13 protein-coding genes are annotated in these 13,530 nt (G+C 38.3%); 3 read left to right on the top strand and 10 right to left on the bottom strand.

Annotated features, from left to right (window positions below; genetic code table 11):
- Window positions 1-108 precede the first annotated feature (108 nt).
- The 6 genes from clpX to CRN97_RS06005 all read right to left on the bottom strand — a co-directional run bounded on the left by clpX (window position 109) and on the right by CRN97_RS06005 (window position 7,647).
- Complete coding sequence (gene clpX, locus CRN97_RS05980) at window positions 109-1,611, bottom strand: ATP-dependent Clp protease ATP-binding subunit ClpX (protein ID WP_097076214.1); 1,503 nt, start codon at window positions 1,609-1,611, stop codon at window positions 109-111.
- 9 nt (window positions 1,612-1,620) lie between these two features.
- Complete coding sequence (locus CRN97_RS05985) at window positions 1,621-2,592, bottom strand: alpha/beta hydrolase (RefSeq protein WP_097076215.1); 972 nt, start codon at window positions 2,590-2,592, stop codon at window positions 1,621-1,623.
- A gap of 1 nt (window position 2,593) precedes the next feature.
- Window positions 2,594-3,334, bottom strand: a complete 741-nt coding sequence (locus tag CRN97_RS05990; RefSeq protein ID WP_074788897.1) for a glycerophosphodiester phosphodiesterase — start codon at window positions 3,332-3,334, stop codon at window positions 2,594-2,596.
- 34 nt (window positions 3,335-3,368) lie between these two features.
- Window positions 3,369-4,700: an MFS transporter gene (locus CRN97_RS05995; protein WP_097076216.1), complete on the bottom strand. Its 1,332-nt coding sequence runs from the start codon at window positions 4,698-4,700 to the stop codon at window positions 3,369-3,371.
- A 45-nt stretch (window positions 4,701-4,745) separates the two neighbouring features.
- Window positions 4,746-6,035, bottom strand: a complete 1,290-nt coding sequence (locus tag CRN97_RS06000) for an SseB family protein (protein WP_097076217.1) — start codon at window positions 6,033-6,035, stop codon at window positions 4,746-4,748.
- Between the two features lie 112 nt (window positions 6,036-6,147).
- The gene (locus tag CRN97_RS06005; RefSeq protein WP_097076218.1) at window positions 6,148-7,647 is read right to left on the bottom strand and encodes a zinc ribbon domain-containing protein; all 1,500 of its coding nucleotides are present in this window, start codon (window positions 7,645-7,647) and stop codon (window positions 6,148-6,150) included.
- Between the two features lie 234 nt (window positions 7,648-7,881).
- On the opposite strand from CRN97_RS06005, the gene mscL reads away from it, so the two are divergent.
- A complete protein-coding gene (gene mscL / locus CRN97_RS06010) occupies window positions 7,882-8,328 on the top strand; it encodes a large conductance mechanosensitive channel protein MscL (protein ID WP_044937048.1) in 447 nt (148 codons plus the stop codon).
- A gap of 25 nt (window positions 8,329-8,353) precedes the next feature.
- Here mscL and CRN97_RS06015 read toward each other — a convergent pair whose 3' ends face one another.
- Window positions 8,354-10,081 carry a GGDEF and EAL domain-containing protein gene (locus tag CRN97_RS06015; RefSeq protein WP_097076219.1) on the bottom strand — a complete coding sequence of 576 codons (1,728 nt, stop codon included), beginning with the start codon at window positions 10,079-10,081 and terminating at the stop codon, window positions 8,354-8,356.
- 203 nt (window positions 10,082-10,284) lie between these two features.
- On the opposite strand from CRN97_RS06015, the gene CRN97_RS06020 reads away from it, so the two are divergent.
- Window positions 10,285-10,644: a CidA/LrgA family protein gene (locus CRN97_RS06020; RefSeq protein WP_090394246.1), complete on the top strand. Its 360-nt coding sequence runs from the start codon at window positions 10,285-10,287 to the stop codon at window positions 10,642-10,644.
- Window positions 10,644-11,336: an LrgB family protein gene (locus CRN97_RS06025; protein ID WP_090394245.1), complete on the top strand. Its 693-nt coding sequence runs from the start codon at window positions 10,644-10,646 to the stop codon at window positions 11,334-11,336. Before CRN97_RS06020 ends, CRN97_RS06025 begins: the two co-directional genes overlap by 1 nt.
- 41 nt (window positions 11,337-11,377) lie before the next feature.
- Here the strand turns inward: CRN97_RS06025 and CRN97_RS06030 are convergent, their stop codons facing one another.
- The 3 genes from CRN97_RS06030 to CRN97_RS14275 form a co-directional block, all read right to left on the bottom strand.
- On the bottom strand, window positions 11,378-12,319 hold the full coding sequence (locus CRN97_RS06030) for a hypothetical protein (RefSeq protein ID WP_097076220.1): 942 nt from the start codon (window positions 12,317-12,319) through the stop codon (window positions 11,378-11,380).
- A 260-nt stretch (window positions 12,320-12,579) separates the two neighbouring features.
- Window positions 12,580-13,110, bottom strand: coding sequence for a hypothetical protein (locus tag CRN97_RS14270; RefSeq protein WP_242962010.1), 531 nt, complete (start codon window positions 13,108-13,110; stop codon window positions 12,580-12,582).
- A 57-nt stretch (window positions 13,111-13,167) separates the two neighbouring features.
- Complete coding sequence (locus tag CRN97_RS14275; RefSeq protein ID WP_242962011.1) at window positions 13,168-13,515, bottom strand: helix-turn-helix domain-containing protein; 348 nt, start codon at window positions 13,513-13,515, stop codon at window positions 13,168-13,170.
- Between the last annotated feature and the right edge of the window lie 15 nt (window positions 13,516-13,530).

Raw genomic sequence — 13,530 nt, forward strand, 5'->3', positions numbered from 1 at the left:
ACTTATTCAAAGTAAAGAAAATGTCCGAATATTTTGAACAAATTTTTATTTTCGTTACTTAATGCCTGTTAACACCAAATAATACCGGAGTTACATAACAGTAAGTTCTTAATTAGCAGCTGCTTTTTCAGGTATCATTCCTGTTGTCCTAACAAGTATTCTAGGACCACCTTTTTTCTCTATATAATCCTCAGTAATGATTACCTGGCCAATATTATCGTCCTTTGGAATCTCATACATGATATCCAGCATGAATTCCTCTATGATAGAGCGAAGACCTCTCGCTCCAAGTTTTTTATCAAGAGCCTTTCTTGCAATGGCATGGAGGGCCTCGTCTTCGAAGTCAAGCTTAACCTCATCAAGCTCAAGCAGCTTCTGGTACTGCTTGATAATTGCATTCTTTGGCTCCTTAAGGATACGAACAAGCATATCCTCATCGAGCATCTCTGTAGCAAATACAATTGGAAGACGTCCGATGAATTCTGGAATCATACCGAACTCTCTTAAATCCTCCACTGTAACCTTCTGAAGGATATTTTTGTCATCGTCGTATTTATCCTTAAGATCTGCCATAAATCCCATAGATGAATGCTTATTAAGACGAGCCTTAATAATTTCATCCATAGCTGGGAAAGCGCCACCGCAAATAAATAGAATGTTGCGTGTGTTGATTGTAGTGGTAGGCACCATAGCATTCTTGCTTGAAGCTCCGATAGGTACTTCAACATCTGCACCTTCAAGAAGCTTGAGCATTCCCTGCTGTACAGACTCGCCACTTACATCACGCTGATTTGTATTTTTCTTTTTTGCAAGCTTATCAATCTCATCGATGAAAATGATTCCCTGCTGACAACGTTCAACATCGTTTCCGGCTGCTGCAAGAAGCTTGCTAACTACTGATTCGATATCATCGCCAATATAGCCTGCTTCTGTAAGAGATGTGGCATCTGTAATAGCAAGAGGCACATCCAAAAGTCTTGCTAATGTACGAACAAGATATGTCTTTCCCGAACCTGTAGGTCCAAGCATAAGCATATTTGACTTCTCGATTTCAATATCATCCATTGTGCCTGTAGCCACACGCTTGTAATGGTTATAAACAGCAACAGACATAACCTTTTTAGCATAATCCTGTCCAACCACATACTCATCAAGCATTGCCTTGATTTTGTGTGGTGGGATGATATTGTTGATGTCGATTGCTGGCGCTGGTCTATCCTCTGCCTTTTGGCTTGCAGCACCGTGAGCATTCTTAACCTTTGGTCCCTCGCCAAAGAGGCTTCCAAGGTTCAAAAAGCTGATGTTAGGAATCTTGTTCATATCAACATTGCTCTTTGAATTGTCTCCTCCGCCGAAACCAAATCCACCCATAGAATCGAATGTGTGCTGCATACAATCGCGGCATACGCTCATTCCAGGAGCCATTTTGATTAATGGGCCTGCAATATTATCAGGTCTGTGGCAGATATAGCAGAACTCGGTAGGCTTATCCTCATGATCTACCTTATCCTTATTCATTTCCTGACCTGTAACTTCCTCTATAACCTCGTCTGAGATATCTGTAGTAGATTTCTCATCTGGGTCAAATTCTCTAAAATCTTTATCTGACATTGCTAACTCCTATTCTAAACCCTGCATAAAACTAAACACTTCGTTGTAATACTCAAGGATAATGTCATCTGTAGCATTGAATATTTCATGCTTGCTACCTTCAAATCTTTTAAGCTGACAGTTCTGTGCACGCTTTGCAAATTCGTTTTGAGCCTTTGGCATTACCAAGGTATCCATCGCTGCTTGCATTATTATAACAGGAATTTTTACTAGGCTTGCGTTTTTTAGAATTTTTTTAGAAACATTAAATGCTTCTCTGGACCAACCAAAGGTGCATCCGTTTGTACGATAATGCTTCTCTCTTTCTCTCTCCTCGTATTGGAATGTATATCTCGCCTTTGATAAAGCTGAACATCTAGGATATTTGAATGTGTGATCATAATCATGATACCCCGGCAAATATCTCTTTTTAAAGAAAGGTATGTACGATAGCAAAGCTAGCATCTTAACAATTACCTTGCTGGTATCACCAGTAGAAAGCTCTATCATAGGTGATGAAAGAATAGCCTTTTTAAACACGTCTGGGTATTGCTCTAAGTATAATGCACCTATTCCTCCGCCCATTGAATGTGCAAACAGAATCAAACGCTCCGTAACACTTTCCGGTCTAACTATCTTTTCAATGAATTCATTAAAATCTGAAATGTAATCTTGAAAACTATTTACGTGAATTTTGTAATAACCTTCCACTTCTCTATCAGAAAGACCATGTCCTCTGTGGTCCAAAATGAACACAGAATACCCCATCTGATAGAAGTAATACAACATTTCCGAATACTTGGTTGTGAATTCGCAATAGCCATGAGAAATAACAATTGATGCCTTTTCATCTGGGCGCACCATCATTGCATAATGCAGTTGCATACCATCCTTATTCTCAAAATACCCTTCTTTTGTTTTATCCTTTAGAAAAGGAAGGACTTTGCCCTTCATAGTGTTGGCAAAATCCTGCTCCTTAATAAATATATCTTCAAATTTCATTTTAGTCCCAATTGTAGCTGTTTACTATTTCTAATGCCTTGTCTGGATAGTTTGTGATGATTCCATCCAATCCCATTTCGCATGCCATGTGCATATACTGCTTAGAATTAACAGTCCATGTGTTGATTTTCAATCCAAGCTCATGACATCTCTGTACGTAATTAGGATACTGCACATTATAAAGAGCAGGGTGCAATGCTTCCACACCATGTTCCTTACCATATTCTGGCATGTTTAAAGTGCCATCCATATAGAGGAATCCTGTCCTAGCAGTAGGATCAAGCTCCTTTATTTTCATAACACTATAGTGATTGAAGGATGAATAGATTACTCTGTCTTCCATGCCAAATTCCTTAGTCATGGCAAGAATATCTGCCTCTATCCCCTCATAAAAAACGATTCCGGTTTTAAGCTCAATATTGATTATTAGATTAGTTGGCTTAATGAGCTCGAACACTTCTCTCATGGTAGGAATAGGAGCTTCCTTACACTCTGGATGAGTAGCATTGTAATTGAACTTTCTAAGCTCCTCCAAAGTAAAATCCTTAACATCTCCCTTACCATTAGATGTTCTGTCTATTTTTTCATCATGAATGACAACAAGCTGGCCATCCTTTGTTTTGTGTATATCAAGCTCTATTCCATCTGCCCCCATTCTAACTGCCTCTTTAAAGGCAGGAATAGTGTTCTCAGGGAAATAGCCACTGGCTCCCCTGTGAGCAAATACTAATGGTTTATTCATTGGTTTATTACCTCTTTTCCTTGCTTTTGTAACATCAATCCATATCTTCAAAAGCTTCCAAGCCGCGTTTAGCCTCCACATTTCCGTCTCCATGTTTTACAAACATCATTGTAATAAATGCCATTATCGCAAATACGGTAGCATATGGGAAAAGTGTGATATATCCCACATGTAAAAGCAGCCACCCTGCAACAATAGGTGTTACGATTTGGGCTGCCATTGAGAATGTGTAGTAGTATCCTGTGAATTTTCCGATATCTGAACCCTTACACATTTCTACAACCATTGGAAGTGAATTTACATTGATAAACGCCCAACCTATACCTACACATGCAAAAAGAACATAAAGCAGTGGCGAAAAGCTTGGGTGAATCAGTGTAAATATGAAACCTGCAAAAAAACTTCCTCCCAGGATTACGATTCCAAGAAGAATTGTTTTCTTTCTGCCTATTTTAGATGCCACAATACCTGATGGTATAAAGAAAACAATAGCACCTGCTGTAGCTACAAGAAGACATAACGAAGCATCTCCAAGAGCCATATCCCACATTCTGACAGCGTATGTTGTAAACCATGTCTCCATGCCATTGTATGCGATGAACCATAACGCTACTGAAATAAGTAAAAATACTAATGAACGCTTTACCTCTGTAGGAAGCACTTCATTTCCAGATTCATCCTCTATAGTGAACACTTCCTCTGGATGAAGAAGCTCATAGTTTTCTACCTGTTTGTTAAGTGCCACCTCATCTACAGTAATCATTACAATGCATAAAGACACAAGCATGATTCCTGCTACTACTGCAAAAACCAATATGTAATTTACGTGCTCCAAATCCTTTATCTTTGAAGCAGGATATAGCACTGCTGCAACCCCAAGATAAATGATTCCTCCTATGGCCCCCATCAGATTGATGATGGCGTTGGCCCTTGAACGAAATGGCTTGATAGTACAATCTGCCATAAGAGCAACGGCTGGGCTACGATATGTACCCATTGCCACAAGAAGCGCACCAAGTATTCCAATAAATAGAATCTCTTTTTCGATTGTTGGATTAGCAAAGTAGCTATTATCAACAATTGGAAGCAGCATCATAAGAATAACTGCTGCGATAGTTCCAAAAAGAATGAATGGCTTACGCTTGCCCATCTTGCTTTTGCACTTATCTGATATAGCACCAAACATTGGTAGTAAGAAAAGTGCAAGCACATTATCCATAGCCATAATCACCCCTGATATGGTCTCATTAAGATGGAATGTGCCAGTGAGTACAAGCGGAATCAGTGCGTTGTACATCTGCCAAAATGCGCAAATCGAAAGAAATGCAAACCCCATTTGCACTGTCTTCTTAACATCTAATTTCATTATTTAATTCCCCCCTTAAATACGCTGGTTACGATAACAAGCCTACTATTTCTCCGCTCTATATATCAGCATCTGCTGCTCATGCTGCTCGACTACATCATCGATAGCCTTTATGCGCCCCTTTATTGCATATTCAATCTGCTTGATCTCCTGTGCAAGCGGATTGAGTTCTTTGTAGATTGCTTCCATATGCTGCTTCATATTTTCTGTTTCGTACCCCTCTGGAAACTCCAATACTACTAGATGGCGAACAACCTTTGTATCCTCTTCAACCTTTGTAAGGAAGCTGATAGATTTAATATCATCGTGCTCCTGTCCATATTCCTCAAGCTTGCTACGAATAGCAACAACCTCTTCTGTCTCCTTTGGAACACCAAGAAGTATTCTCTTTCCTGCTGGAATCTTCTGCTCCTGAACAGCGCCTGCTCCATTTTCCTTGATTCCGAAATCGTTTTTGTAGCCCGGTGTGTTTGTGATAGTGTCCAAATAAGGAATTGGAAGTGTACATGGAACTTCGTTAAATGGATTAACCGCAATTCCGGAATAAACATTTCCACGCTTAAGCATTCCGTAAACATCCTGGAATGAAAGAATTTGAGTATGTACTCTCTGTCCATCCTTTGCAAGATTCTTCCATCTGCGAAGTGATGCCCAGTCTGTAAATAGTGGAAGTACTAAGCTATCTTTATCCTCTGGTGTGCCAGTAAGCTTAATCTGAGACTTAAGCATGTAGAATCCGATTTTTGTATCCTTGCTGATTTTTGCAACACCATTTTCATTGAGCTCAGGCTCAATATCCATTTTGATTGGTGTAATGAAATGACCATGGCTGAGCCAGTAAGCAAGTGTTGCATGGAAGCCATTATCCTTGCCAAACTTAACCATACCATTAATAATTCCTGCTAATGCTGGATTTTCGATAGAAACCCTTGGGTCCACCTTTTCCTGTGGCTTAAGATTTGTGATGACAGCATACTTACGAACTGCCACCTCGTCTGGAAGATTGAGCTGCAGAGAAACTGATGTGTTCTCTGCCTCATCTACGATTGAAGTCTTTTCTTCAACAAGAGCTTCAACAGCCTGAATTTCACATTCTGCAACCTGTGCATTGGCCTGATATAAATATACCTGGTCGCCCTTGTGGAGCTGGCCGTAAAGCTGTCCTGAAATGATGCTTCCATTTCCATCAAGCATTGATGTGACACCCTCAACCAATACGAAGAATCTATTGCTAGTATCTACCTTGTCAGTCACGTCAGTATCTTCGATATTGAGGTTTTCAGCTGCCTTTGTGTTAACCTCTTGTTCTTTTTTCTTTTTGTCAAATAAACCCATAACAAATTCTCCTGATTTAATAATTCGATTATTCTATTATAATCGAAACCAGCATAAAAAAAAACCTCTCACACGCCTGTGTGAGAAGTCTTTCTTTGTTAGTTAAACTGGCTTATAAAGCCTCACCGAATGTGTTTGAAGTAACCAATCCATAGTACTTTACATACCAGTCAATTGCCTCTTCGATTTCTGCTTTACAATCGGCTTCTTTTTCATATCCATAGTAATTAAACTTTTTGTCAAACTTTGTTTTGTATTGTACTGTTGTGGTTGTTGTACCAAGAATCTTTTCGTAACCACATTCACCCTTTTCATTGATGCTAACATTGTTGATTTCAACATATGTATAGAATGTAAATGAATCAGTATCTAATGAATCTGAATCAGACAGCATCACTGAGCACTCAAAGACAGCAATTACTTCATTTCCTTCAGAGTAATCTGCCTCCTGGAGAAGGTATGAACCTAAGTACTTTATGCTCTGCATTTCCTCCATTGAACTGAGGCGAGAAACATCCTTAATCTTCTTTTCGCAATCTTCGATTACAGAACCCATGCTCTCCTCAGTAATCTCTGTAGAATCCTTAAGAAGATGACCAAGGCCCTCTACCTTATAATCCTTTGTAACTGCAGTAGGAACCATTCCATATTTCTCTGCACACATTTCTGCAAGCTCATCCTCGCTGTATGATGGTGCGTATGTTACGGTAATGATATCTCCCTCTGATAAGTAGTAGCTCTGGCTTGATGAATATGAGAAGTCGTTATAAACTGCATCTTCCTTAACTACCTTGATAGATGCCTTACCATCACCTTCAATACCTGTATAAGAAATTTCGATTCCATCGAATGGATCGAACTCTTTAAGCTCTTCAAGCTTTTCTACTGTGTATGAAGCATCCTCGTACTCAACCTTTACGCCATATTTCTTTTCGATTGAATCAGCCTTAATCTTCCAAGAAACAGTTACCTCATCTCCGTTTGAAAGCTTTTTCTCTGGGTCAACGTCATAACTGATTTTCTTTCCAACAGCCTCTTCCATATAGTCTGCAGGGCCATAGTGCGAAGTGAATGACTTCTTCACCTTTGATTTATCTTCAAATCTAGATTTGTTATATAAATCTTCCCAGAATGACTCATCGATTGTAACTTCAGCCTTGCCCATTGAATCATATCCTGTGAATTCTACAGTCATGTAATCATTTACATTGATAGTCTTTGAGCGATGCAAAACAAATACTGCTGCTACCGCTGCTGCAACCACTAGTACTGCAATAATAATCCAAACAAAAACTGGTGGCTTTTTACTTCCGCCTTCATTATTTGCCTTGGCAGCTTTCTTGGCAGCCTTAGCTGCTCTCTTTTCAGCCTTCTTTGCTTCCTTGGCAGCCTTTTTTGCAGCTTTCACATCCACCTGCTGAGGCATAGGCTGTGGCTGTGGAACTGGAGTTGGTTGTGGTTGTACTGGTGGAACTGGCTGTTCTACTGGAGCCTGTTGTACTGGTGGAATTGGCTGTGGTGCTGGCTGCTCAGCTGCTGGCGCTGGTGCACCGCAACCTGTACAGAACTTTGCACCAGGCATAATTTCTTTACCGCATTTTACACAAAACATTTAGATTAATCCTCCCTCTAAATCTGTTCGCAATTAGTATATTATGATTTTGCCAAATATTAAGTATAAAATCAATACTTATTTTTCAATTTTTTATATTTTTACAATTTGAACTAATTTTTATCGGTTTATCTAGATATTATTGGTTAAGATTATTGCTAATATACTTTTAAATCGGTAAAATAAATGTGATAAAAATATATTTCACACTTTTTATTAATAGGGAGGTAATCTATGAGCAAAAAGAATGGTTTTATTTCTGAATTTAAAGAATTTATTCTTCGTGGAAATGTAATGGACATGGCTGTCGGTGTCATCGTAGGTGGTGCTTTCACAGCTATCGTAACTTCCCTTAACGAAGATATCCTCACTCCAATCCTTGGAATCTTTGGAGGAACAGATTTTTCTGAATTAAAAGTTACCCTTGGAACTGGAGAGGCCGCACCAGTTCTTACATATGGTAATTTTATTACAGCAATTATCAATTTCCTTATTACTGCTCTTGTAATCTTCTGCATTATCAAGGGTATCAACAGAGGAACAGAAAGAGCCGCTGCTCTTTTAAAGAAAAATAAAGAAGAGGCTGAAGCAGCAGAGCCAACCGAGAAGGATTGCCCATATTGCTACAGTAAGATTCATATCAAGGCAACTCGTTGCCCACATTGTACAGCTCAGCTTTAATATTGATCAAAAAATGCAGTGGGAATTATTCTTCCCACTGCATTCCTTTTTCATACATTCTATCCAACATCTCATTAAGAGGCATAGGTTTTCCGAAGTAGAAGCCTTGAGCCCTTTCACAACCAACTTCCTTAAGGAAATCATAATGTTCCTTAGTCTCAACGCCTTCACATAGAGGAGATGCTCCCAGCTGATTTGCGGTCTTTATAATATAACTCATTAAAGTTTTAGTCTTTGGATTTTTATCTGCGCTTCGCAGGAATACCATATCAAGCTTAAGTACATCGAATTGATAATCCGCCAATGTGGTCAGTGAAGAATAGCCACTGCCAAAATCATCAATCCATATCTCGTAGCCTGCCTCGCGAATTCTGCCTGCCTCTTCTTTGATTAGTCCAGTATTATCTGTAAAAGCACTTTCTGTGATTTCCACATCTATCATGTTTCTTGGAACTTCGTATATTTCACAGAAGTCCGAAAGAAGCTTATAAACATCGCATATTTCAAAATCCAGTCTTGAAATGTTTACTGATATTGGAACTAATGATTCCCCCTCATCTGCAAGCTTTCGATAATCCTGGCATACTTTTTTTACAACAAATTCATCAATAAGATGAATCAAATGAAAATGTTCTAGGGTCTCAATAAAGTATCCAGGAGGAAGCATTCCATTTTCAGGATCTACCCATCTTACAAGGGCTTCATATCCACATATCTTTCCTGTGCTAACTCTTATAATTGGCTGATAGAATACCTTTATATAATCCTTTGCAATGGCCTCATCAATATGGTCAACAACAAACTGCTGACGGCGCAGGCCATCACGAATAATATCATCATAAACACAATAATTTATATCATGTCGACTTTTTATACTATTGCAGGCAAGTCTTGCATGGTCGCATGCTAATCCAACTTCTGCACGGCGGTCTTCCATGAAATATATACCTGCTTTTATTTTTACTTTTTTATTTACATCATCTGTGAGAAGCATCTTGCGATATACTTCTTCTACGCATTCGATAACTTCTTCCTTTGGTGCTGTACAGTATACTACAAAGTGATCATCGGAAAATCTTGCAACAGTTCCGCCATAAAAAACTTCACTTATCGTTCTACCAAAATCGCACAAAAGCTCGTCGCCCATCTTGAAACCATGTCGCTCATTGTACAGTTTAAAATTAGGAATATCAAAATGGACAAAGGATGCCAGCTGCCGACGTGATTCAGGGGCAGATAACAGCAACTGAACCTTATTATAGAAATAAGCCATGTTTAATAGTCCTGTCAGCTCATCGGTCTCTCGATTTGATGACAGAACCTCAGCCTCAGCATATGAATTACTTGTGGTGTTCAAGTATTCATTTTGATCAACGTCAACTATGAATACAGAATAGTAGCTCTTTCCATCACCACAGTGAAGAAGATGCCCAAAATCTTCAATATAACGTAAGTCACCCTGTTTGGTAATGATTCTGTAGCGTACATAATCATGTCTTTTTTCCGCATAGATAGTCTGGGCCTCGATTTGATTCTCGATTTTATACAAATCATCCGGGTGAACCATGCCTTTAAAATTGCCACCAACCAATTCCATAAAATCATCAAAGCTATCACAACCAAATAGTCTTACTACGTTTGGCTCAGCAAATACTATATTTTCATCACCGCCTGCTTCATATACAAAAAATCCGCCAGGAAGTCCCTTTGGAATTTTTCCAGACATCATGGTGTCGTAGTATTCTTCTCTCATTCTTACCCCCAAAGTATGCAAAATAAAGATAGTTTACCAGTTTACTTACATATCCTTTTTTGATTCTACTATACAATTGTGTCTAAAAAATGGAGATTTCCGACTATTATGTTCTTTATGTGAATTAATATACACCCCCTTGTTTCTTTCAAAACATAGAGTATAATGTGTAAGAACTTTTAAGTTATATTGAGGTAATACCAATGAAATATTTAAAACAATTCTTAATCATTCTTGCAGTTTCACTTCTTGGAGAGATTTGCAAAGCAGTTCTCCCACTTCCTATACCTGCAAGCATTTACGGCATGGTCTTTATGTTTATTTTTCTTCTCACAGGAATTCTCAAGCTTGACCAGGTTAAAGAATCTGGAAAATTCCTAATTGAAATTATGCCTGTAATGTTTATCCCAGCAGGAGTTGGTCTTATGTCATCTTGGAATGTACTTAAGCCTGTTCTCGTACCAGTTTCAGTAATTACTGTTATCACAATCTTTACAGTAATGGCTGCTACAGGATTAGTTTCACAGGGAATTATTCGCATGGGAAAGAAGGAGGAAGCATAATGACAGAATTTATGGCAACCAGCGCTTACGCTGGAGTAACTATCAGCCTTGTTTCCTATGGTTTGGGTGCATGGTTAAAGAAGAAATTTGGATTTGGATTCTTTAATCCTCTTCTGATATCTATCATATTTACAATCATTTTCTTATGTACATGTGGCATCAACTACGAAACATACAATGAAGGAGCCAAGTATTTAAGCTGGCTTTTAACACCTTCAACAGTATGCCTTGCAATTCCACTTTATGAGGAATTTGAGCTTCTCAAGAAGAATGCCAAGGCCGTAATTCTTGGTATAACAGCTGGTGTTCTTACTAGCCTTGCCACCGTATTTGTATTAGCAAAGCTTATGGGACTATCCCATGAGAACTACGTTACACTTCTTCCAAAGTCAATCACCACAGCTATCGGCATGGGTGTTTCAGAAGAGCTTGGCGGATACGTAACAATCACTGTAGCAGTAATCGTAATCACAGGAGTTATCGGAAATATTCTTGGCGAGTTTATTTGCAAGATTTTCAGAATCCACGAGCCAATCTCTAAGGGACTGGCACTTGGTACTGCAGCCCATGCTATTGGAACAGCAAAAGCTATGGAAATCGGTGAAATCGAAGGAGCCATGAGTTCTCTTTCAATCGCCGTTGCCGGAATCCTTACAGTTGTGTTTGCCACTGTATTTGCTGGATTAATTTAATGTTTGAATAATAAAAAAGTGGTCGAAATCGACCACTTTTTTTATAGCTTTGTATATCCTATTTCATCAGCTCTATCTTGCAACACTGCATCAATTCCGTCTGAGTCATATATCAAATATCCTTCATCTTTGAATCGAACTCCAAGCTCAGCCAAATCAGCCTTTCCCTCTTCAGACTCCATTTTGCCATAGTTATCATCTATAGTATAAAAAGAATAGAAGTATTCTCTATCCTCATAATTCTCTTCGAAATAGTACTCTAGGACAGCTATATGCTCAGCATCAAGGCCTTCGGTTGAAATGGATATCTTTGAGTCACCTTTGTAAATATCATAAGTATCAAATAACGAAAGCGTTTCTGTAACACCATAGAAAAACTTATATTCTCCGTCTGCATCCACAAAAGAATATTCCGCATCATGAATATTATAAGCAGAACTCAAATAACGTTCGATTGTTCCATCTTCATTGATTTTTTCCGTTGCTCTATCTGAATTGTCCCTGGCGTAACAAATAACAAATTTATCATCTACTTTTTTTATTATCATATCCAGGCTATACATCGCACTAAGCTGCGCCTCAACAAGAAGCTCGCTCTCACCATCACTGCCACAATCAATTATTGAGTATGTTATATCTGCCTCGTTCTGAAAATCTTCTATCTGATTTAAAGCTTCACAAATTTCATCTATGGTATAGCTTTCACTTTCGGTCAGAACCTGTGATAATTCTAAATAAACTGTGCTATCCCCTTTTCCAGTATATTCAACCTTTGCATTCCCACTTTCAACATCCGCGTATACTGAATCATCGATATTATCCTCTGTGCTATCTGTTGATTGTTCAGTGGCATCTTCTGTATGTTCTACTGCATTATCTACTATGTTCTCGCTAACATTTTCTGATGCTTTTTCTCCACATCCAGCCATTGTAACTGCAACAAGTGTAGTCATTACTATGGCCATATATTTTTTTCTTTTCATATTCTTCTCCCTATTAAATTTAGTATAGTCTTTACTATACCACACTATATTTATTATGAGGTACTATATTCGATTTCTTCAATCATTTTATTAAAAGCCAGGCGATCCACAGTGGACTTGCCTGACTTTCCTGCATCCTCATACTCTCCTTTGTCATAAATATCCCCTTCCTAAAATAATTCTAGAAACTATTGACACAAGCCATTTTCGTCTTTATTATAATAATCAAGAAATGGGTTTTTTACCGTACGTGTTAGAAACTAACAGCCAAGCGGGTTGCTCGTTTCTTTTTTTATGTTTATTATGTCGTATAAATACTTCTTGCCATCTAAATCATGTCTAATTATCAAATTTACATTAAAGACGTTATACCTTTCCACTTTATTATCAACTCCATATACAGGCAGAGCAAAACAAGAATCATAACGATACCAACCATTAGCTCCATCAATATTATGTTTTTTCTTTTTATTCTCTGTATGCTTCCCATTTGTTGCTATCTCAATTAACTCTCCTAATCCTTGAGCTGCGTTAGCTTTTGCCTTAGCAACTGCACCTTTCAAGTTATAGGTATAATCTGAACCAGTATATTCATCGGGTAAATCAGTTCCAATATAAACAACTTCATTAGAGCCAGCTATAGTGTAATTATTTCCAACAAATCCTTTTAAATACTCCTTTACATCATCCCAATTCATTGATCGCTTTCCCTTAAAAGCGATATCATTAATCATTACAATATTATTTCCATCTGCATCTTGAATCACCGACACATTTACATTATTCTTCAATCACTAAAAATCCCTTTCATATTACTTCTTTGAGTTCACAAATTGTGACCTCAAAAATTAAATATCCTCTAGCTTCGTCAGCTCCCCCAACTTCTTCGCATAGGTCAGCAGTCTCTTTTGCGCGTCCTCATTTAAGCCTTCATATTCCAATAAAAGCTCCTTTTCCTTATAATCCACCTTAGTCTCCTTAACCTCAGCTTCATCTATACCTTTACCAGTAAGAAGAGCCTCCGGTGATACTTCTAATACTCTGCATATATCCATTATCTTATCAGCAGAAGGAGTATGTCCTTTTGTCTTCCAATCACTGATTGTACTTGGTGCTATACCAGCTGCTTTACCAAATGCATTTTGACTCATACCTCTAGCCTTAATTAAATAAAAGATTCTTTCTGTAATAGTCATATTTCTATCCTCACC

This window comes from Pseudobutyrivibrio ruminis DSM 9787, assembly GCF_900218035.1.
Lineage (GTDB): Bacteria > Bacillota > Clostridia > Lachnospirales > Lachnospiraceae > Pseudobutyrivibrio > Pseudobutyrivibrio ruminis.